Genomic DNA, 21,299 nt, shown 5'->3' with positions numbered 1-21,299 from the left:
GCACCGGTACCCACCGGCACCGGGCCCCTGCACCGCGTCGGCCTGCTCCGGACCCTCAACCGGAGAAGCCGACGTGCGCGAGCCGCAGAGCGCCGCGCAGCCTGATGCGGAGGTCGTGCACGCCCTCGGCGGCCATCGCGGCGCCGGCCTCCACGTAGTCGTACGGGCCCGGCGTCGGCGTGTCCGGAGACAGCACCGCCACCGACGGGCCGCCGTCGAGGGCGATCTCCACACTGCCCTCGCCCGCCACCGTCACGGTCACCCTCGCGATGCCCGGGCCGAAGTCGCAGGAACGGTAGAGGAGTTCGCCGGAGCCGGAGCCGGAGCCGGAGCCGGAGCCGCCCGCCACCGGCGTCACCGCGTCGCCCGCCACCTTCGTGCGGTCCACGATCTCCGTGCCGCTCTGCTCGTCGAAGTCGGCCGCGTCGAGGCCGTGTTCGCACACCGGGCGGGGAGCGGCCGGGTCCCCGTCGAGCCGCACGGTCGCCGACAGCCGTACGTCCTCGCTGGAGGCGCCCACCAGCAGCGCGTACGGGCCGGGCTCCACCCGCCACCGGCCGTGCGCCACGTCCCAGAGCGCGAACGCGGACAGCGGGACCTCGAAGGACACCTCCTCCGTCGCCCCCGGGGCCAGCGTGAGCCGCCGGTGGGCCAGCAGCTCCCGGCGCGGGCGCGGGACCGAGGGCTCCTCGGCGCGGGTGTAGAACTGTGCCACCTCGTCGGCCGTCACGTCCCCCGTGTTGGTGACGGTGAAGGAGACGCGCACCGAGCCGTCCCCGACCCGGGCGGAGAGGTCCGCGTAGCCGAAGGACGCGTACGACAGGCCGTGCCCGAACGGGAACAGCGGAGTCCCCTCGAAGTACAGGTAGGTCTGGCGGCTCCCGATCACGTCGTAGTCGAGCAGACCGGGCAGGTCGGCGTCGTCGGCGTACCAGGTCTGCGGGAGCCGCCCGGCGGGGGAGACGTCACCGGCGAGGACCCGGGCCAGCGCGGTGCCGGCCGCCTGACCGCCGTGCGCGGTCCACAGCACCGCCGGGAGCATGTCGGCGTCGACCGCGTACGGGTAGGCGGAGACCAGCGCCAGTACCGTCCGCCCGCCCGCGGCACGGGCGGCGCGCAGCAGCCGTTCCTGGTGGGCGGGCAGCCGCAGCGTCGCGCGGTCCTCCGTCTCCCGGCCGTTGATGTGCGGGTCGTTGCCCGCCACCACCAGAACCACGTCCGCCTCTGCCGCCACCCGCGTCACCGCGTCCTCGCCGCGCTCGACGAGGATCAGCTCGAAGACCTCGGCGTCCGAATCGTCCGCGGCAACCTTCACGCCGCCGGCGGCGACACAGAGGGGACGACCCGTTCCCACGTGCCTCAGGAGGTGACCGTTCCCATGGGGTTCCAGCCGGAAGGTCTCCTGCACGACCCAGCCGCCGGGCTGGTCGGCGGAGGCGCGCACGAAGCCGTCCTCGGCGACGGACAGGTACCGGCCGTCCGGTGCGCGCAGGGTGAGGACGTCCTCGCCCCAGTCGGCCAGCGCGAGTTCGGTGCCGGTGGCGTCGGTGGTGAGGGGCGGCAGGTCGGTCCGGCCGGCGAGCAGAGCCGGGTCGAGGGCACCCTCGGCACCCCGGGCCCCGACGCGGGCGTCCTCCGCCGGAAGGACGTGCAGGAACGTGCCGGCACCGGTGCGCAGCCGGACCCGGTCCACGCCCTCCGCGAAGCTCACGCGTTCGGCGCCGAACCGCTCGTACAGGCCCTCCAGCGGAGTCGAGCGGTGGATGAGCGTGCCGCTGTACCAGTCGAGCTTGCACTCGTCGGCGAGCAGACCGACGACGGCGATCCGGGCGTCGGGGGGCAGCGGCAGCACACCGTCGTTCTTGAGCAGGACGGTCGCCTGCTCGGCGGCCTCCAGGGCGAGCGCGCGGTGCTCCGGTGTGTCGAAGTCGTCCGTGCCCGCGTACGGGTCCCGCTCCGCGTCGAACTCGCCGAGCCGGAAACGGACCGAGAGCTGCCGGCGCACCGCCGCGTCGAGGTCGGCCTCGGTCAGCAGGCCCTGCTCCAGTGCGCCGCGAACACGCGCGACGATCTTCGAGGAGTCCGTGCCGTGGTCGGTGAAGCTGTCCACGCCGGCCCGCAGCGCGGCGGCGGTCGCCTCCTCGTGGGTGTCGAAGTAGTGCTCGGAGTCGACCAGGTTGGAGGGCGCGCCCGCGTCCGAGCAGACCAGGAGGTCGTCCTCGGTCCAGGTGCGCAGGTACCGGCCGAGGTACGGGGACACGTGGTTCGGCCGGCCGTTGACCAGGTTGTACGCCGGCATCACTCCGGCCACCGCGCCCGCCCGGACCGTCTCGCGGAAGGCGCGCAGGTCGTACTCGTTCAGGACGCGCGGGCGGACGGACGCCGAGGACGTGTCCCGGTCGGTCTCGTTGTTGTGCGCGAGCCAGTGCTTGAGGACGGGGGCGGTGCGCCAGTACACCGGATGGTCGCCGCGCAGGCCGCGGGTGTACGCGGTCGCGATGGCGGAGGTCAGCTTCGGGTCCTCGGAGTAGCCCTCCTCGTTGCGGCCCCACAGGGGGTGGCGCAGCAGGTTGACGGTCGGGGACCAGACGTTGAGGCCGACCCGCTCGTCCCGGGCGCGCATCGCGCGGGCCTCCTTGGACACCGCCTCGCCGACGCGGCGCACCAGCTCCTCGTTCCAGGTCGCGCCCAGACCGACGGCCTGCGGGAACACGGTCGCCGGGCCCATCCAGGCCACTCCGTGCAGGGACTCCTGGCCGGTGCGGAACGCGGCGATGCCGAGGCGTTCGACGGCCGGTGCGAACTGGTGCAGGAAAGCGGTCTTCTCATCAAGCGTCAGCCGCGACAGCAGGTCGTCGACGCGCTTTGCGAACGGCAGGTGCGGATCGCGGAAAGGCGGCGTGGGCGGCGTGGGTGCGGTCACGTGAGGTTCCCCTTGCGGTGGAGCGACGAACGCTTTCGAAGCGCTTCGATGCTCAATCGCCACAGGGGTGGGTGTCAAGGCATAGGGAGAATCTTGGAAACGACTCTTGTGCGCCCCAAGGGGTTCACCTAACCTCGCAGCAACATCGAAGCGCTTCGACTACGGGGCGGTGACCCAAGGACGCACCAGCGGGTGCATCCGGAGCCGCGTATTCCTCCGACGACCGCTTCAGCTCAGCCAGTTCCAGTGAAGACACCGCAGCCGACGGCCACCGCCGGGTGTCCTGGTGCGCCATGAAGGGTTGACGCAATGACGCCGAACGCCGCCTCCGGTCCCAGCCGGAGAAAGTTCCTCGCCTCCTCCGCGGCCGTCACCGCAGCGGTGGCGGGGGGTGTGCCGCTGCTCTCCGCCTGCGGCGGGGGGTCCGACGGCGGTTCGCGCGACGGCACCACGTCGGGCAAGGACGCGAAGAAGCTGCTGCCGGCGTACGTGGCCGGCAACGTGGTCACCCCCGACATCCCCAGCAAGAACGGCTCCGCGGTCGGCTTCACCGGCAAGCTCGACCTCGCGGACCTGAAGACCTCGGTGCCGAAGAAGCTCGGCAAGGGCGGCGAGGTCACCGTCATGTCGCCGTTCTGGGGCTCCCCGCCGAAGGACGGCAACGCCTACTACAAGGCGATGAACGAGCTCATCGGCGTCGACGTGGTCTGGCAGAACCAGGACGGCAACACCTACGACCAGAAGCTCGGCGCGGTCCTCGCCTCCAGCGAGGTGCCCGACGTGGTCGTCGTGCCCGGCTGGAACATGACCGGCAGGATACCCAGCGCCATCATCAGCAAGTTCGCCGACCTCGGCCCGTACCTGTCCGGGGACGCGGTCAAGGAGTACCCCAACCTCGCGGCGATCCCCACCGACGCCTGGCAGCGGTCCATCTTCGGCGACAAACTGCGCGGACTGCCGATGCCGTCCTCGTACGTCACCGGCATCGTGCCGCTGTACCGGCAGGACATCTTCGAGAAGGAGGGCTACGAAGTCCCCCGGTCCTGCGACGAGTTCATGGCGTTCGCCAAGGACGCCACCAACGCGAAGGCCAAGCGCTGGGCCTGCCTGGACATGAAGTGGACCGCCTTCAACGCCTTCGGTGTGCTCTCCGGCAACGAGAAGTCGCTCGGCTGGAACGAGGCCGACGGCAAGCTCGTCTACCGCATCGAGACCGAGGAGTACCTCGAGGCGCTGGAGTGGACGCGCAAGCTGTTCGCCGCCGGCGTCGTGCACCCCGACGCCAAGCTCGGCAAGTCCAACGCCGCCGACCCCGGGCCCAAGTTCGCCGCCGGGGAGTTCCTCGTCTACAACCAGGACTCCTCGCAGTGGTGGAGCCGCACTGCCGAACAGGCCACCCAGAACCCCGAGTTCAAGATCTGGGGCATGGACATCTGGGGACACGACGGCGGCGACCCGACGCTGTGGGCGCAGAACCCGGCGGGCATCTTCGCCTTCGTCAACAAGGACGCCCCGGAGTCCGTGGTCCGTGACGTGCTGGCCGTCGCCAACGTCACCGCCGCGCCGTACGGGACCAAGGAGTACATGGCCACCAACTACGGCGTCGAGGGCACCCACTACACCGTCGAGGACGGCGTGCCCACCAAGACCGAGCAGGGCAACATCGACGTGATGAACGCCTACGTGATGATCGCGAGCCCCGCTCCGACCATCGCCCACCCCGACTTCCCCGAGGTCGCCAAGGGGCAGGTGGAGTGGCAGCAGCGCATGGGCGCCTTCACCAGGAAGCCCACCTTCTACGGCATGCAGATCGTCGAGCCCGCCCGCTGGACCAACCTCTCCAACGACTTCGAGCAGCTGGAGGACGACGTCGTCCGCGGCCGCAAGAAGATCAGCGACGTGCAGCAGGCCGTCTCCGACTGGCGGAGCAAGGGCGGCGACAAACTGCGCGACTGGTACAAGAAGCTGCTCGACGAGAACGGCACGGCGGCGGGCTGACCGGTACCGAGGCAAGGAGAACGGCCGTGTCGAACAGCACGGTGCCTCGGACCAGGACCGAGGCCGATACGACGAAGAAGACCCCGGTGGCGTCCGGCGACGCCACCGGCTCGGGGAAGGGCAAGCCGAACACGGGGAAGCTCAGTCTGCGGCTGAGGTTCCGGCGCGACCGCGTACTGCTTCTGATGACACTGCCGGCCGTCCTGCTGGTGCTGCTCTTCAACTACGTACCGATCCTCGGCAACGTCGTCGCCTTCCAGGAGTACGACCCCTACATCAGTGAGAACGGGATCGTCTCCATCCTGCACAGCCCGTGGGTGGGGCTGGAGAACTTCCAGCGGATCTTCGAGGACTCCGCCTTCTGGAACGCGGTGCGGAACACGCTGGTGCTCTTCGTGCTCCAGCTGGTCCTGTACTTCCCCGTCCCCATCCTGCTCGCGCTGCTCATCAACAGCGTGGTCCGGCCCCGCGTCCGGGCGATCTCGCAGGCCATCCTCTACCTGCCGCACTTCTTCTCCTGGGTGCTGGTCATCGCCGTCTTCCAGCAGATGTTCGGCGGCGCGGGACTCCTCTCCCAGCTGCTGCGCGACCACGGGTACGACGGGCTCAGCATCATGACCGACCCGGACACCTTCAAGTTCCTGGTCACCGCGCAGAGCGTGTGGAAGGACGCCGGCTGGGGGATCATCGTCTTCCTCGCCGCGCTCGCCTCCGTCAGTCCCGACCTGTACGAGGCCGCCGCGATGGACGGCGCGAACCGCTGGCGCCGTATGTGGCACGTCACGCTGCCCGCGCTGCGTCCGGTCATCGCCCTGCTGCTGGTGCTGCGCGTCGGCGACGCCCTGACGGTCGGCTTCGAACAGATCCTCCTGCAACGCGGCGCCGTCGGACCAGGGGCGGCCGAGGTCCTGGACACCTTCGTGTGGTGGAACGGCGTGCGCAACCAGGACTTCGGCTACGCCGCCGCCGCGGGGCTGGTGAAGGGCGTGATCAGTCTCGGCCTGGTCCTGATAGCGAACAAGGTGGCCCACCTCATGGGCGAGCAGGGGGTGTACAAGAAGTGAGCGCCGTACGAGAAGCGACCGCCGCGCGGGAAGCGACCGCGGGGACCGGCGGCCCCGCGCGCAGGCCGAGCCGGTGGGCGGCCCCGCCCCGGCCGGTGTGGGAGGAGAAGCCCAGCCGGGCCGGACTCGCCGGCAAGGGCCTGGTCCTGCTCCTGGCCTGCCTGGGCATCCTGTTCCCGCTGTGGATCGTCGTCGTTACCAGCCTCTCCTCGCGCAAGGCCATCGACGAGGCCGGCGGACTGGTGATGATCCCGAAGGACATCACCTTCGTCGCCTACCAGGAACTGCTCAGCGGCGGCCAGGTCACCCGGGCCGCGCTCGTCAGCGTCGGCATCACCCTCGTCGGCACCCTGTTCTCGATGGCGGTGTCGGTGCTGTGCGCCTACGGGCTGTCCCGCAGCGGCTCGCTGGGCCACCGCTGGATCCTCATGGTGCTGCTGGCCACGATGTTCTTCAGCGCCGGGCTCATCCCCACCTACCTGCTGGTGCAGTCCCTCGGCCTGACCGACAGCTACCTCGCGCTGATCCTGCCCAGCGCGATCAGCGTCTTCAACATCCTGGTGCTGCGCGGCTTCTTCATGGGCATCTCGCAGGAACTGATCGACAGCGCCCGCATCGACGGCGCCGGGGACCTGCGCATCCTGTGGCAGATCGTCCTGCCGCTGTCCCGCGCGGTCGTCGCGGTCATCACCCTGTTCTACGCCGTCGGCTACTGGAGCGCCTGGTTCAACGCCTCCCTGTACCTGAACGACCAGGACATGCTGCCGCTGCAGAACGTCATGATCCAGCTCGTGCAGAAGCAGGAGGCGCCGGTCGGCCTCGGCCAGGCGATCAAGACCGGTGAACTGTCCGGCCTGGCCGTGCAGATGGCCGTCATGGTCATGGCTCTGTTGCCCGTCGCCGTGCTGTCGCCCTTCGTCCAGCGCCACTTCAAGAAGGGGATGCTGACCGGTGCGGTGAAGGGCTGACGCCCTCCCCTCCAGCCCCGTACACCTCCGCCCCGAGCCGCACAGAACGAGGTATGTCATGCATGCGTCCGTGTCACGCAGCCCGAGCCGGCGCACCGTACTCGCCGGGACCGCGGCCGCCGCCGCGCTGACCGTCGTTCCGTTCGCACCCGGGCGCGCGCACGCCGCCGAGGAGACGGCGGACGCCCCCGCCTACCGCTGGCGCAACGTCGTCATCGGCGGCACCGGCTTCATCACCGGCGTCCTGTTCCACCCTCGCGTCCGCGGCCTCGCCTACGCCCGTACCGACATCGGCGGCGCCTACCGCTGGGACGACCGTGCCGACCGCTGGGTCCCGCTCCTGGACCACCTCGGCTGGGACGACTGGAACCTGCTCGGCGTCGAGGCGATGGCCATCGACCCCGCCCACCCGGACCGGCTCCACCTGGCCTGCGGCACCTACTCCCAGGCGTGGGCGGCCAGCGGCGCGATCCTGCGCTCCGAGGACCGGGGCAGGACCTGGCAGCGCACCGACCTCCCCGTGAAGCTCGGCGCCAACGAGGACGGCCGGGGCACCGGCGAGCGGCTCCTGGTCGACCCGCGCGACAGCGACACCCTGTGGCTGGGCACCCGGCACGACGGCCTGTGGAAGTCGAGCGACCGGGGCGCCACCTGGGCCCCCGTCACCGGCTTCCCGGCCACCCCGAGCACCACCGGTCAGGGCGTCACCCTCCTGGTGGCCGCGGGCCGCACCCTCTACGCCGGCTGGGGCGACGCCGACGGCACCGCGCCGAACCTCTTCCGCACGCCCGACGGCACCACCTGGGAGCCCGTCCCCGGGCAGCCCTCCGGCACCGCGGCCAAGGTCCCGGTCCGCGCCGCGTACGACCGGCACACCCGCGAGCTGTACCTGACGTATGCCGACGCGCCCGGACCGAACGGGCAGACCACCGGCAGCGTGCACAGGCTGCGCACCACCGACGGCCGCTGGACCGAGGTCACGCCCCTCGTGCCGGGCGGCACCCTCGACAACGGCTCCGCCGACACCTTCGGCTACGGCGGCGTCGCCATCGACGCCCGGCGCCCCGGCACCGCCGTCGTCTCCACCAACAACCGCTGGGCGGCCGTCGACACCCTGTTCCGGACGACCGACGGCGGCCGCACCTGGACGTCCCTGAAGGACTCCGCGATCTTCGACGTGTCCGAGACTCCTTTCCTCAAGTGGGGCGAGGACGCCCCGAAGTTCGGCTGGTGGATCCAGGCCGTCGCCCTCGACCCGTACGACTCGAAGCACCTCGTGTACGGCACCGGCGCCACCCTTTACGGCACCCGCGACCTCAGACGCTGGGCCCCGCAGATCCGCGGTCTGGAGGAGACGTCCGTGACCCAGCTGGTCTCGCCCCCGGTCGGGGGAGCGCACCTGCTCAGCGGATCGCGGGACATCGGCGTGATGTACCACGAACGGCTCACGGCGTCTCCGGCGCGCGGCATGGCGACGAACCCCGTGTCCGGGTCGGCGACGGGACTCGCGCAGGCGGCGGGCAGACCGGCGTACGTCGTCCGGGCGGGCTGGGGCGATCACGGCAACGGTGCGTACTCCCACGACGGCGGACGGACCTGGGCGCCCTTCGCGGCCCAGCCCGACATCGCCAAGAACGCACCGGGGCCGATCGCCACCAACGCCGACGGCAGCGTGCTGCTGTGGTCCTTCGTGCACTGGGACGGCACGAGGTACGCGGCTCACCGCTCGGCGGACAACGGCACGACCTGGTCCGAGGTCCCCTCCTTCCCGAAGGGCGCCACGCCGGTCGCCGACCCGGCCGACCCGACGCTCTTCTACGCATACGACACCGACACAGGAACGCTACTCGCCAGCACTGACAGTGGCCGCTCCTTCACCCACCGTGCGACCGGACTGCCCGCAGGCGACACCCAGTTCAAACTGGTCGCGACGCCCGGCCGCAGCGGCGACCTGTGGCTGAGCACCAAGTGGAACGGCCTCCACCGCTCCACCGACGGCGGTCTCACCTTCACCAAGGTGGAAAGCTGCTGGGCCTCCTACACCCTCGGCTTCGGCAAGGCCGCCGACGGCGCCGGTTACCCGGCGATCTACCAGGTCGGCTCCACCGAGGCCATCACCGCCGTCTATCGGTCCGACGACGAGGCGAAGAGCTGGACGCGGATCAACGACGACCAGCACCAGTGGGGCTGGACCGGCGAGACGATCACCGGCGACCCCCGCGTGTACGGCCGCGTCTACCTCGCCACCAACGGACGCGGCATCCAGTACGGAGACCCCCGCTGATGCCCAACCTGTCGGACACCACCCGCCACCGCATCCTCTTCGGCGGCGACTACAACCCCGAGCAGTGGCCCGAGGAGACCTGGCACGAGGACGTCCGCCTGATGAGGGACGCCGGCGTCAACTCCGTGACCCTCGGCGTCTTCTCCTGGGCGAGACTCGAACCGCGCCCCGGCGTCCACGACTTCGGCTGGCTGGACCACCTGATGGACCTGATGCACGGCAACGGCAACGGCATCGGCGTCGTCCTCGCCACCCCCACCGCCTCGCCCCCGCCCTGGCTGGGGCACCTCCACCCGGACACCCTGCCCCGCGACGAGGACGGCCGCACCGAGTGGTGGGGCGGCCGGCAGCACTTCTCGCACTCCAGCGCCACCTACCGCCGTCACGCCGCCGCCATCACCGAGGCCCTGGCCGCCCGCTACGCCGGCCATCCCGCCCTCACCATGTGGCACATCAACAACGAGTACTGCACCTACGACCACGGCGACGAGGCCGCCGCCCGCTTCCGCCGCTGGCTCCAGGCCAAGTACGGCACCCTCGACGCCCTCAACACCGCCTGGGGCACCGCCTTCTGGAGCCAGGGCTACGGCGATTGGGCGGAGATCCTGCCCGCCCGCCGCACCCACTACCTCAAGAACCCGGCCCAGGTCCTGGACTTCCGGCGCTTCACCTCCGACATGCTCCTGGAGTGCTACGTCGCCGAACGCGACATCGTCCGCCGCCACACCCCGCACATCCCGGTGACCACCAACTTCATGCCGCTCTGGTCCGGCCTGGACGCCTGGCGCTGGGCCGAGGAGGAGGACGTCGTCTCCGTCGACCTCTACCCCGACCCGCGCGACCCCCTCGGCGCGCAGGAGGGCGCCCTGGTCCAGGACATGACCCGCTCCCAGGCACGCGGCCCCTGGATGCTCATGGAACAGGCGGCCGGACCCGTCAACTGGCGCGGCGCCAACCACCCCAAGCCGCGCGGCCTCAACCGCCTGTGGTCCCTCCAGGCCGTCGCCCGCGGTGCCGACGCCCTCTGCTACTTCCAGTGGCGCCAGTCGAGGCAGGGCGCCGAGAAGTTCCACTCCGGGATGGTCTCCCACGCGGGGGAGCGGGGCCGTACGTACCAGGAGGTCAAGCAGCTCGGCGCCGACCTCGCGAAACTCGGCCCGCACGCGGCGGACGCCACCGTCACCGCCGACGTCGCCGTCCTGCACGACTGGCACTCCTGGTGGGCCGGCGCCCAGGACGGCCGCCCCTCCACCCGCTTCGACCACCCCGACGTCCTGCGCGCCTGGCACCGTGCGCTCTGGGAGGCCCACCTCACCACCGACTTCGCCCACCCGGAGCACGACCTGACCCCGTACAAGGCGGTCCTCGTGCCCCAGCTCTACGCGCTCACGGACGCGGCGATCGACAACCTCCTCGCCTACGTCCGCGGCGGCGGCACCCTCGTCTGCGGCTTCCTGACCGGCGTGGCCGACGAGGACGACCGGGTCAGGCCCGGCGCCATGGACGCCCGGCTGCGCGAGCTGTTCGGCATCCGCGTCCTGCACGAGTGGTGGCCCCTGGAGGCGGGCGAGACGGCCGACTGCGACGGCTTCCGCGGCACCCTGTGGTCGGAGGAGATCGAACCCGACGGCACCGCCACCGAGACGGTCCTCTACAAGGGCGGCGAGCTGGACGGATTCCCGGCCGTCCTCGGCAAGGACCGCGCCTGGTACCTGTCCACCCTCCCCGAGCCCGAGGCGCTGCGCGACCTGCTCGCCCGCATCGCCGCCGACGCGGGCGCCCGCCCCGCGCTCGACGGGCTCCCGGCCGACGTCGAGGCCGTACGCCGCGGCGACCTGCTCTTCCTCCTCCACCACGGACGCGACCCGGTCACCGTCGACGTCCCGGGCACCCACCGCGACCTGCTGACCGACGCGACCGTCACCGACCGCGTCACCCTCGGCCGCTACGGCGTGGCGGTCCTCACGGGGTCGGCCTCATGACCCGTACGCCGGTACACGGCACCTGGGAGCCCGAGCCCGCCGCCCGCTGGGAGGACGCCTTCCTGACCGGCAACGGCCACCACGGCGCCCTCGTCTTCGGCGACCCGCACGCCGACCGGGTCGTCGTCACCCACCACACCCTCGTCCGCCCGAACGGCGGCGACGAGCACCGCCGCCCACCCCGGCTCGCCGCCGGACTCCCCGCCCTCCAGGACCGCCTCCTGGCCGGGGAGACGGCCGCCGCCGAGAGCTTCACCGACGGCCGCCCGCTGCAATGGGTACGCCCCTTCCACCCGGCCTTCCAGCTCCGCCTGAACAGACCACCCGGTGACACCCACGCCCCCTACCGCCGCTCCGTCGACTTCACCACCGGCGAGACGACCGCCACCTGCTCCACCTGGACCAGCCGCGTCTTCGTCTCCCGCGCCGACGACGTGATCGTCCAGCACATCACCGCGCCCCACCTCACCCTCGACCTCTCCCTCGACCCTCGCCTCCCCGGCGCCCCCGCCGGTCTCGGCATCGGCCACGGAGCTGTCCTCACCCCCGAGGGCGCCCAGCTCAGCCTGCGCGCCCGCTACCCCGGCGACAGCGGCCTGGCGTACACCGGCGTCACCCTGGTCGCCGTCACCGGCGGCACCACGAAGCTGGTCCCGCCCGGCGTACTCGTCGAGGGCGCCACGGAGGTGCTGCTCCTCACCCGGGTGCGCCGGCACACCGGGGAGCTGGACGTGGTCACCGAGGGCCGCGCCCTGCGCGACCTGCCGGGCGGGACGTCGTACGAGGGCCTCCTCGACCGTCACCTCGCCCTGCACCGCACCGCCTACGACCGCGTCACCCTCGACCTCGCCGCCGACCCCGCCGAACGCGCCCTGCCGGGCTCCGCGCTGCTCGAACGCCCCCGAGGCACCGCCCTCCTGGAGCGCCTCTTCGCCGCCGGCCGCTACCACCTCCTGTCGGCGAGCGGCCTGCTCCCGCCCCGCCTGACCGGCCTGTGGACCGGCGACTGGAACACCGCGTGGTCCGGAGCGTTCACCACCAACGCCAACCTCAACCTCCAGACCGCCTCCGCCGCGGCCGCCGCCCTCCCCGAGGTCACCGAGGCCCACGCCGCGCTGGTCCACCGCCAGCTCCCTCACTGGCGGGACAACGCCCGCGCGATCTTCGGCACCCGCGGTGTCGTCGCCCCCTCCCACACGGACGGCGAGTCGGGGCACACCTACCACTTCAGCCGCGAGTACCCGCTGCACCTGTGGACGGCGGGCGCCGACTGGCTGCTCAAGCCCCTCGTCGACCACGACGAGACCCACGGCGCCCACGACCCCCGCACCACCGCCGCGCTCGCCGAAGCCGCCCTCTTCTACGAGGACTTCCTCACCCGGGCCGACGACGGCGGCCACGTGCTCGTCGTCCCCTCCTACTCACCCGAGAACCGCCCCGCCAACGCCGGTTGGATCACCGTCAACGCGGCCATGGACCTCTCCGCCGCCCGGCACGCCCTGCTGACCGCCGCCGACCGCCACCCCGGACACGCCGACCGCTGGCGCGCCCTCGCCGACCGCCTCCCACCGCACCGCACCAACGCCGACGGTGCCCTCGCCGAATGGGCCAGGCCCGGACTGCGGGACACCTACGACCACCGCCACCTCAGCCACCTCTACGGCGTCTGGCCGCTCGACGAGATCAACCCGTACGACACCCCGGCCCTCGCCGAGGCCGCCCACCGGGCCCTCGAACTGCGCGGCGCCGAGAACGACTCCGCCCACGGCCACCTCCACCACGCCCTGATCGCGGCCCGCCTCCGGGACCCCGAACGGGTCGCCCACGCCCTCGGCCGGGTACTCGACGGCGACTTCTTCCACGCCTCCCTGATGAGCGCGCACTACCCCCACCGCGACGTCTACAACGCGGACGCCGCGCACGCCCTCCCGGCCGTGCTCATCGAGATGCTCGTGCAGTCCACCCCGGACCGGCTGGTCCTGCTGCCCGCACTCCCGGAGTCCTGCCCGCAGGGCGAGCTCAAGGGCATACACACCCGGTTCGGAGCGGCACTCGACCTCACCTGGACGCCCGACGGCGACGCGACGGCCGTCCTGCGCCCCGCCCGTACGCACCGCGTCGAACTCCGGACCCCCTCCGGCGCCGAGCCGCTCGACCTCGTCGCCGGAGAGGACCGCGTCATCAGCGTCAAGGCGCGGTAGCAGCACCGCGAATCCCCCCACCCATGGAAGGAACCCCATGGCACCACGCACACGCACCCTGACCGCCCTGCTGGCGCCCGCCCTGGCCCTCGGCGCCACCGTCGGCCTCGCCTCGGCCCCCGCCCAGGCCGCCGTCTGGAACTCCTGCGACCAGTGGGGCAACACCCAACTGAACGGCTACATCCTCTACAACAACATCTGGGGCTCCGGCGCCGGCAGCCAGTGCGTGTGGGCCAACTCCGGCACCGACTGGGGCGTCTGGGCCGACCACCCGGGAACCGGCGGCATCAAGTCCTACCCGAACGCCAAGAAGGTGATCAACAAGCCGATCACCTCCCTCACCTCGCTCAGCAGCAGCTACGACGTCACGGTCCCGTCGTCCGGCGCGTACAACACGTCGTACGACATCTGGGACACGGACTACGACTACGAGATCATGCTCTGGGTCAACCACAACGGAGCCGTCGGCCCGCTCGGCAGCCCGCAGGGGACGGTCGCCCTCGGCGGCCACACCTGGGACGTCCACAAGGGCGACAACGGCGCCAACGAGGTCTTCTCGTTCCTGCGCACCTCGGACTCGGACTCCGGCACCGTCGACATCCTGCCGATCCTGAAGTGGATCAAGGACACCAAGGGCTGGATGGGCGACGAGACCATCGGGGACGTGCAGTTCGGCTACGAGATCACCTCGTCGCCCGGCGGCCTGGACTTCCGCACCAACAGCATGACCGTCAACGGCGGCTGACGCGACGCCGGGGCCGGCCGTGCCGTCAGGCGCGGTCGACCTCGGCCCGCAGCGCGTTGTACTCGGCGAAGGCGGACTCGACGTCGGCGCGGGTCAGGCTGTACCGGGACAGCTCGTACCGGTGCGGGCGGGTGCCCTTGGGGCGGGCGGCGACGGCGGCCAGCCGGGCGGCCTCGGCGTCGGTCCAGCGGGCGCCGACGGCGCCGTAGAGCTTGGGCGCGCCCGTACCCGGGTCGGATCCGAGCCAGGAGTACGGGACGTCCACGAGTGACTGGCGGGGGATGGCGGCACGGGCCGCGAGACCGCGCGCTGCGGAGCGGCTCAGCAGCTCCAGCCAGGTGGCGCCGATGCCGCGCGGGTCGACGGGGCGGGTGCTGACGGCCATGCCGTGCTCGACCAGGCTGCAGAAGGACGCGACGGCGGTGACCGGGTCGCGGTGCGTCCACACGATGGTGGCGTCCGGGAAGACGGTGTGCAGCGCGTCGAGGTTCTCCAGGTGCATGGGGGACTTGAGGATCCAGCGGCGGCGCGGACGACCGTACTGGAGTACTTGGTAGACCTGCTTGAGGTGGCGGTAGTCGGCGACGAAGTCCCGCTCGTAGTGCCAGGCCTGGTACTCGGGTATCCGTGCCGAGGAGAGCGGCATCAACGCGTGCGGCAGGGCGAAGGTGCACTCCTCGGGGCCTTCGGCGGCCATCGGGTGGATGTCGCGGAAGCGTGGCGTGAGCATGTTGATGCCGTCGACCATCCGGCGCGCGGGCGCGGTCGCCTTGCGCCGCTCGCCGGGCGGTACCTCCAGGCTGGGGTTGAGCAGCTCCCACAGCCGGGGGGAGCGGTGCTCGTCCGACAGGGACAGCACACCGTGTGTGAGCGTCGTCGCGGTGCGCGGCAGGCCCACCACGAACACCGGCTTCTCGACGGGCTCCCGCTCGATCTCGGGGTGCTCGGCGATCAGCCGCCGGATCCGGGCCCGGTTGGTGAGGTGCCTGCGGACGTGGGACTGCGCGGACTGCCAGCCGACCGGGGTGAGGTTCTCGGCCCCGGCCCACCAGCGCAGCAGGGAACGGAAGTCGTCGGCGAACCGCTCGTCACCCGCAACGCCTCCTGCCCGCGCGAGGAGCCGGTCGAAGGTCCGGTCGGGCGTGCGACGGGAGCCGAACGCGGGCCGTAGCGCCAGGTCGGCGAGCCTGAGGGCGAGCGGAGTCGAGGGCACGGGGTTCCTTTCGCGACCCGACAACTCTACTGGTGCGCAGGGAAGTTGACAGCATGTAGGGCGACCCTACCGGGCCACCGGCAGCTCGGCCCCGTCCCGCAGGAACAGCGGGATGCGGTCCAGCGGCGCGTCCACCGTCACGGCCGCCCCGCCCTCGTACGTCTGACCCGTCCACGCGTCCGTCCAGCGCGCGCCCGCCGGAAGATAGGCCGTGCGCACCGTGGCACCGGCCGTCAGCACCGGCGCGACCAGCAGGTCCCGGCCGAGGAGATAGGCGTCGTCGACGTCCCAGGCGGCCTGGTCCCCGGGGAACTCCAGGAACAGCGGCCGCATCACCGGCAGTCCCTCCACGTGCGCCTCGCGCATCACGTCGAGGACGTACGGCTTCAGGCGCTCGCGCAGCCGCAGGTACTTCTCCAGGACCGGGTACGCCTCCTCGCCGTACGACCACACCTCGTTCGGGCCGCCGGTCATGTCCGGGCCCAGCGGCATGCCCGGGTCGCGGAAGCCGTGCAGGCGCATCAGCGGGGACAGGGCGCCGAACTGGAACCAGCGGACGAGCACTTCCCGGTAGGCCGGGTCGTCCGGGTCGCCGCCGTGGAAGCCGCCGATGTCCGTGTTCCACCAGGGGATGCCGGAGAGCGCGGTGTTGAGACCGGCCGCGATCTGGCGGCGCAGGGTCGCGAAGTCGGTGCCGATGTCGCCGGACCACAGCGCGGCGCCGTGGCGCTGACTGCCCGCCCAGGCCGAGCGGTTGAGGGTGATCACCTCGTCCACCCCGGCGGCGCGCAGGCCCTCGTCGAAGGCACGGGAGTTCTCGGCCGGGTACATGTTCCCGACCTCCAGGCCCGGGCCCGCCCAGTAGCGCAGGTTCTCCGGGAAGCCGGGCTTCAGCTCCGGCTCGCAGGCGTCCAGCCAGAAGGCGGTGATGCCGTAGGGGGCGAGGTAGTTCTCCTTGATCCGCGACCACACGAAATCACGGGCCTCGGGGTTGGTGGCGTCGTAGAAGGCGACCTGTACCGTCGAGGCGACCTCCTTGTCCGGCCAGTCGGCGTGCGCCATCGGGCCGTACTGGGTGCCGATGAAGTACCCGCGCTGCTCCATGACCGGGTGGTTCTCGGAGAGCGGGGACACCGACGGCCAGACGCTCACCACCAGCTTGATGCCCAGCTCGTCCAGCTCACGGACCATGGCCGCCGGGTCCGGCCACTCGGCCGGGTCGAACTTCCACTCGCCCAGGTGCGTCCAGTGGAAGAAGTCGCAGACGATCGCGTCGATCGGCAGCCCGCGCCGCTTGTACTCCCGGGCCACCGCGAGGAGTTCGTCCTGCGTGCGGTAGCGCAGCTTGCACTGCCAGAAGCCCGCCGCCCACGCCGGCAGCATCGGCGTCCGGCCGGTCACCGCGCTGTAGCGGCGCTGCGTGTCGGCCGGGGTGCCGGCGGCGATCCAGTAGTCGATCTGCCGGGCGGAGTCGGCGACCCACCGGGTGCCGCCCAGGGCCAGCTCCACGCGGCCGATGGCCGGGTTGTTCCACAGCAGTGTGTAGCCGCGGCTGGAGGTGAGGACGGGTATGGACACCTCGGCGTTGCGCTGGACCAGGTCGACGACCAGGCCCTTCTGGTCGAGGCGGCCGTGCTGGTGCTGGCCGAGGCCGTACAGCTTCTCGTCGTCGTGGGCGGCGAACCGCTGCTCCAGCCGGTGGTACCCGTTGCCGACGGCCGTGTAGAGGCGCGGGCCGGGCCACCAGAAATGGGCGCGCTCCTCGGCCAGCAGCTCATCGCCGTCGGCGGACCGCACGAACCGCACCAGTCCCTCGGCGTCGACCTCCACGGTCAGTGCGCCGACGGTCAGCGTGGCGCGTCCGTCCTCGATCTTGACGGTGCTCCCGGCGGCCGGGGCGTCGGGCAGCAGGGCGCCCGGGAGGTCCTCCAGCACGGGGCCGCCGAGCCGGGCCCGGACCCGGACCGCGTCCGGTCCCCACGGTTGGATCCGCACGGTTTCCTGACGGCCGCTCCACTCCAGCGCCCCGTCCCGCTCGCGGAGCGTGCCGACGGTGGGGGAGGACTGGGCGAGGCTGACCTTGGGCGGTGTCTGGGCAGGCTGGGTCACGAGGCATGCTCCTGGGGAGTTCCTGCGGGTGGAAGAGGCCCTGCGCGAGAAGGAGGAAGACCCTACGTCCGGACGGGCGCCGGCCCCGAGCTGGCCCGCACGGTCAGCTCCGGCGCGAGCAGCACGACCTCGTCGCCGCCGTGCCCGTCGAGCTTGGCGATCAGCTGCTCCACGGCGTGCCGGCCCATCTCCTGCGCGGGCAGGGCGACGGACGTGAGCCGTACCGAGGCCTGGGTGGCGACCTGCTCCGGGCAGACCGCGACCACCGACACGTCCTCGGGCACCGCCCGGCCCTGCTGGCGCAGCAGGGCGAGCAGCGGCTCGAGGGCCGACTCGTTCTGGACGACGAACCCGGTCGTGTCCGGCCGCTCGTCGAAGACGCGGGCCAGGGTGGCGGCCATCGCGTCGTACCCGCCCTCGCAGGGCCGGTGCAGCAGCCGCAGCTCCAGCTCGCGTGCCCGGGAGCGCAGCCCGTCGAGCGTGCGCTCGGCGAAGCCGGTGTGCCGTTCGTAGACGGCGGGGGCCTCGCCGATGACGGCGATGTCGCGGTGCCCCAGCTTCGCCAGGTGCTCCACGCACAGCGCGCCGGTCGCCCGGAAGTCGAGGTCGACACAGGTCAGCCCGGTGGTGTCGGCGGGCAGCCCGATCAGCACGGACGGCTGGTCCGTGCCCCGCAGCAGGGGGAGCCGCTCGTCGTCGAGTTCGACGTCCATCAGGATCATCGCGTCGGCGAGCCCGCTGCCGGTGACGCGGCGCACCGCGTCGGGGCCCTCCTCACCGGTGAGCAGCAGGATGTCGTACCCGTGGGTGCGGGCGGTGGTCGCGACCGCGATGGCGATCTCCATCATCACCGGGACGTACATGTCGGTGCGCAGGGGGATCATCAGCGCGATGATGTTCGACCTGCTGCTGGCCAGGGCGCGGGCGCCGGCGTTCGGGTGGTAGCCGAGCTTCCGGATGCTCTCCTCGACCCGCTGGCGGGTGATGGCGGAGATGGACCGCTTGCCGCTGAGGACATAGCTCACCGTGCTCGCCGAGACTCCGGCGTGCTGGGCGACGTCGGCGAGGGTGACCATCCAGCTCTCCAAGTTTGTGAAGCGCTTCGACAGCGCGCGGGGTGGACAACTGCGGGTGAGGGTGGATCGACAGTAACCCTACTGAGGGTGGGTGTCCATAGGCTGTCGAAGCGCTTCGACAGCCTTCTCTCCCGCCGCCCCCTCCTCGGGCGTGTCGGCCGAACGGCCGCACGAAGGGTGGTGGGCCCGTCCGGGATCGGGTACATACGATCGGGTAGCACCGACTAGTAACGTACGTCCGCAAGTTCGCGCACCACGAACCGTGTCGATCTTCGCGGGCGTACGGTCCCCCGATGCCGATTCGCGGCGAGGTGAGCCTCATGTCCGCACCAACCACCCCCTCCTCCCGACCCACCGTCACCGAACGCGAGGCCCGCCAGGTCGCGGAGGCGGCCCGCGAACAGGACTGGCGCAAGCCGAGCTTCGCCAAGGAGCTCTTCCTCGGTCGCTTCCGTCTCGACCTCATCCACCCCCACCCGCTCCCCGCCGACGAGGACGTCCAGCGCGGCGAGGAGTTCCTCGCCAAGCTGCGCGACTTCTGCGAGACGAAGATCGACGGGGCCGTGATCGAGCGCGACGCCCGCATCCCGGACGACGTGATCACCGGGCTGAAGGAGCTGGGCGCCCTCGGCATGAAGATCGACACCAAGTACGGCGGTCTCGGCCTCACCCAGGTCTACTACAACAAGGCCCTCGCCCTGGTCGGATCCGCGAACCCGGCGATCGGCGCGCTGCTCTCCGCGCACCAGTCGATCGGAGTGCCGCAGCCGCTGAAGATGTTCGGCACGCAGGAGCAGAAGGACACGTTCCTGCCGCGCTGCGCCCGCACCGACATCTCGGCCTTCCTGCTCACCGAGCCGGACGTCGGCTCCGACCCGGCGCGCCTGGCGACCACGGCCGTCCGGGACGGCGACGACTACGTCCTCGACGGCGTGAAACTGTGGACCACCAACGGCGTCGTCGCCGACCTGCTCGTCGTCATGGCCCGCGTACCGAAGTCCGAGGACGGGACGGACGGCAAGGGCGGCATCACCGCCTTCGTCGTGGAGGCCGCCTCCGAGGGCATCACGGTCGAGAACCGCAACGCCTTCATGGGTCTGCGCGGCCTGGAGAACGGCGTCACCCGCTTCCACCGGGTCAGGGTGCCCGCCGCCAACCGCATCGGCCCGGAGGGCGCCGGCCTCAAGATCGCCCTCACCACCCTCAACACCGGCCGTCTCTCCCTCCCCGCCATGTGCGTCGGCGCCGGCAAGTGGTGCCTGAAGATCGCCCGCGAGTGGTCGGCGGTGCGCGAGCAGTGGGGCAGGCCGGTCGCCCTGCACGAGGCGGTCGGCTCGAAGATCTCCTTCATCGCGGCGACGACCTTCGCCCTCGAAGCCGTCCTCGACCTCTCCTCCCAGATGGCCGACGAGAACCGCAACGACATCCGCATCGAGGCCGCCCTCGCCAAGCTCTACGGCTCCGAGATGGCCTGCCTGATGGCCGACGAGCTGGTCCAGATCCGCGGCGGCCGGGGCTTCGAGACCGCGGCCTCCCTCGAAGCCCGCGGCGAGCGCGCGGTCCCCGCCGAGCAGCTCCTGCGCGACCTGCGCATCAACCGCATCTTCGAAGGCTCCACCGAGATCATGCACCTGCTGATCGCGCGCGAGGCGGTCGACGCCCACCTCTCGGTCGCCGGGGACCTGATCGATCCCGACAAGACCCTCTCCGACAAGGCGAAGGCGGGCGCGCAGGCCGGCGTCTTCTACGCCAAGTGGCTGCCGAAGCTCGTCGCCGGCCCGGGACAGCTCCCGCGCTCCTACGCCGACTTCCACCCGTCCGGCCACCGCGACCTCTCCGTCCACCTGCGCCATGTCGAGCGCACCGCCCGCAAGCTCGCCCGCTCCACCTTCTACGCCATGTCCCGCTGGCAGGGCCGGATGGAGACCAAGCAGGGCTTCCTGGGCCGCGTCGTCGACATCGGCGCGGAACTCTTCGCGATGAGCGCCGCCTGCGTCCGCGCCGAGCACCTGCGCGCCGAGGGCGACCACGGCCGCGAGGCCTACCAGCTCGCCGACGCCTTCTGCCACCAGTCCCGCATCCGCGTCGAGGAACTCTTCGGCCGCCTGTGGACCAACACCGACGACCTCGACCGCAAGGTCGTCAAGGGCGTGCTGGGCGGTGCCTACGAGTGGCTGGAACAGGGAGTCGTCGACCCGTCGGGCGACGGCCCGTGGATCGCGGACGCCGCGCCCGGCCCGAGCACCAGGGAGAACGTCCGCCGGCCCATCGGCTGACGCCACACCCCGTGCCTCGGCGCCGCTTGTACGGCGCCGAGGCACACAGGGGCTCTGTGAACGGCCGAGTTTCGTCACTGCCAGGACGCTGCTTCGTCCGCGTTGAACGAAGCGTCGAGTCGGGGCCGGGCCGGGACAGGTAGCGTGATCACATGCAGTCCGATCCGCCGCCCGACTGGGTGACCCACCAACTGCGCCTGCTCGGGCGGCGCATCTGTGCCCGACGTGAAGCCCTCGGCGTCAGCCAGGACGAACTCGGCGAGAGGACCGGGCTCGGGCGCAGGAGGATCGACCAAGTCGAGAAAGGTGCCGACGACACCAACCTCGACGACTTGATCCTCATCGGGCACGTGCTGGACGTCCCGCTCGCCGAATTGGTCGCCGATGACTGAGTGAGCACGCCCCAGGTGGGGCCCGGCTCGGTGGCCCCCTGTCCTCGCACGACACCCTTGCGAGGGAC

At 71.6% G+C, this 21,299-nt stretch carries 13 protein-coding genes; 9 read left to right on the top strand and 4 right to left on the bottom strand.

Translation table 11 applies throughout. The features are described from left to right. Positions 1-55: 55 nt before the first annotated feature. Positions 56-2,923, bottom strand: coding sequence for a glycoside hydrolase family 3 C-terminal domain-containing protein (locus KUM03_RS21530; protein ID WP_217250918.1), 2,868 nt, complete (start codon positions 2,921-2,923; stop codon positions 56-58). 309 nt (positions 2,924-3,232) lie between these two features. Between KUM03_RS21530 and KUM03_RS21525 the strand changes: the two genes are divergently transcribed. The 7 genes from KUM03_RS21525 to KUM03_RS21495 are packed head-to-tail and all read left to right on the top strand — an operon-like array spanning position 3,233 to position 14,165. Next, the gene (locus KUM03_RS21525) at positions 3,233-4,921 is read left to right on the top strand and encodes an extracellular solute-binding protein (protein WP_217250917.1); all 1,689 of its coding nucleotides are present in this window, start codon (positions 3,233-3,235) and stop codon (positions 4,919-4,921) included. A gap of 26 nt (positions 4,922-4,947) precedes the next feature. Beyond that, positions 4,948-5,985, top strand: coding sequence for a sugar ABC transporter permease (locus KUM03_RS21520; RefSeq protein ID WP_217250916.1), 1,038 nt, complete (start codon positions 4,948-4,950; stop codon positions 5,983-5,985). Further along, positions 5,982-6,953, top strand: a complete 972-nt coding sequence (locus KUM03_RS21515; protein ID WP_217250915.1) for a carbohydrate ABC transporter permease — start codon at positions 5,982-5,984, stop codon at positions 6,951-6,953. Before KUM03_RS21520 ends, KUM03_RS21515 begins: the two co-directional genes overlap by 4 nt. Before the next feature lie 58 nt (positions 6,954-7,011). Next, positions 7,012-9,237, top strand: coding sequence for a sialidase family protein (locus KUM03_RS21510; RefSeq protein ID WP_217250914.1), 2,226 nt, complete (start codon positions 7,012-7,014; stop codon positions 9,235-9,237). Beyond that, positions 9,237-11,219, top strand: coding sequence for a beta-galactosidase (locus KUM03_RS21505; protein WP_217250913.1), 1,983 nt, complete (start codon positions 9,237-9,239; stop codon positions 11,217-11,219). Before KUM03_RS21510 ends, KUM03_RS21505 begins: the two co-directional genes overlap by 1 nt. Next, positions 11,216-13,420, top strand: coding sequence for a glycoside hydrolase N-terminal domain-containing protein (locus KUM03_RS21500; protein ID WP_217250912.1), 2,205 nt, complete (start codon positions 11,216-11,218; stop codon positions 13,418-13,420). The genes KUM03_RS21505 and KUM03_RS21500 overlap by 4 nt, the downstream gene beginning before the upstream one ends. 37 nt (positions 13,421-13,457) lie before the next feature. Then, positions 13,458-14,165: a hypothetical protein gene (locus tag KUM03_RS21495; RefSeq protein ID WP_217250911.1), complete on the top strand. Its 708-nt coding sequence runs from the start codon at positions 13,458-13,460 to the stop codon at positions 14,163-14,165. Positions 14,166-14,190: 25 nt separating this feature from the next. Here KUM03_RS21495 and KUM03_RS21490 read toward each other — a convergent pair whose 3' ends face one another. The 3 genes from KUM03_RS21490 to KUM03_RS21480 all read right to left on the bottom strand — a co-directional run bounded on the left by KUM03_RS21490 (position 14,191) and on the right by KUM03_RS21480 (position 18,563). Then, a complete protein-coding gene (locus tag KUM03_RS21490) occupies positions 14,191-15,378 on the bottom strand; it encodes a sulfotransferase (RefSeq protein WP_217250910.1) in 1,188 nt (395 codons plus the stop codon). Positions 15,379-15,444: 66 nt separating this feature from the next. Next, the gene (locus tag KUM03_RS21485) at positions 15,445-17,487 is read right to left on the bottom strand and encodes a TIM-barrel domain-containing protein (RefSeq protein WP_217250909.1); all 2,043 of its coding nucleotides are present in this window, start codon (positions 17,485-17,487) and stop codon (positions 15,445-15,447) included. Positions 17,488-17,549: 62 nt separating this feature from the next. Continuing rightward, positions 17,550-18,563 carry a LacI family DNA-binding transcriptional regulator gene (locus tag KUM03_RS21480; protein WP_217250908.1) on the bottom strand — a complete coding sequence of 338 codons (1,014 nt, stop codon included), beginning with the start codon at positions 18,561-18,563 and terminating at the stop codon, positions 17,550-17,552. A 320-nt stretch (positions 18,564-18,883) separates the two neighbouring features. Between KUM03_RS21480 and KUM03_RS21475 the strand changes: the two genes are divergently transcribed. Both KUM03_RS21475 and KUM03_RS21470 read left to right on the top strand, forming a co-directional pair. Then, entirely contained in the window at positions 18,884-20,839 is a 1,956-nt protein-coding gene (locus KUM03_RS21475) for an acyl-CoA dehydrogenase family protein (protein ID WP_217250907.1), read from the top strand. 152 nt (positions 20,840-20,991) lie between these two features. Beyond that, positions 20,992-21,231, top strand: a complete 240-nt coding sequence (locus KUM03_RS21470; RefSeq protein ID WP_217250906.1) for a helix-turn-helix domain-containing protein — start codon at positions 20,992-20,994, stop codon at positions 21,229-21,231. Positions 21,232-21,299: the final 68 nt, after the last annotated feature.

This window comes from Streptomyces sp. AC602_WCS936 (genome assembly GCF_019049125.1).
Classification (GTDB): Bacteria; Actinomycetota; Actinomycetes; order Streptomycetales; family Streptomycetaceae; genus Streptomyces.
The sequence above is the reverse complement of the archived record's forward strand: the minus strand, read 5'-3'. Positions and strand labels throughout refer to the sequence as shown.

Bases quoted from the DNA above. Each gene is read 5' to 3' on its own strand.
- KUM03_RS21525 (WP_217250917.1), top strand. From the start codon at position 3,233: ATGACGCCGAACGCCGCCTCCGGTCCCAGCCGGAGAAAGTTCCTCGCC.
- KUM03_RS21510 (WP_217250914.1), top strand. From the start codon at position 7,012: ATGCATGCGTCCGTGTCACGCAGCCCGAGCCGGCGCACCGTACTCGCC.
- KUM03_RS21505 (WP_217250913.1), top strand. From the start codon at position 9,237: ATGCCCAACCTGTCGGACACCACCCGCCACCGCATCCTCTTCGGCGGC.
- KUM03_RS21500 (WP_217250912.1), top strand. From the start codon at position 11,216: ATGACCCGTACGCCGGTACACGGCACCTGGGAGCCCGAGCCCGCCGCC.
- KUM03_RS21495 (WP_217250911.1), top strand. From the start codon at position 13,458: ATGGCACCACGCACACGCACCCTGACCGCCCTGCTGGCGCCCGCCCTG.
- KUM03_RS21480 (WP_217250908.1), bottom strand. From the start codon at position 18,563: ATGGTCACCCTCGCCGACGTCGCCCAGCACGCCGGAGTCTCGGCGAGC.
- KUM03_RS21475 (WP_217250907.1), top strand. From the start codon at position 18,884: ATGTCCGCACCAACCACCCCCTCCTCCCGACCCACCGTCACCGAACGC.
- KUM03_RS21470 (WP_217250906.1), top strand. From the start codon at position 20,992: ATGCAGTCCGATCCGCCGCCCGACTGGGTGACCCACCAACTGCGCCTG.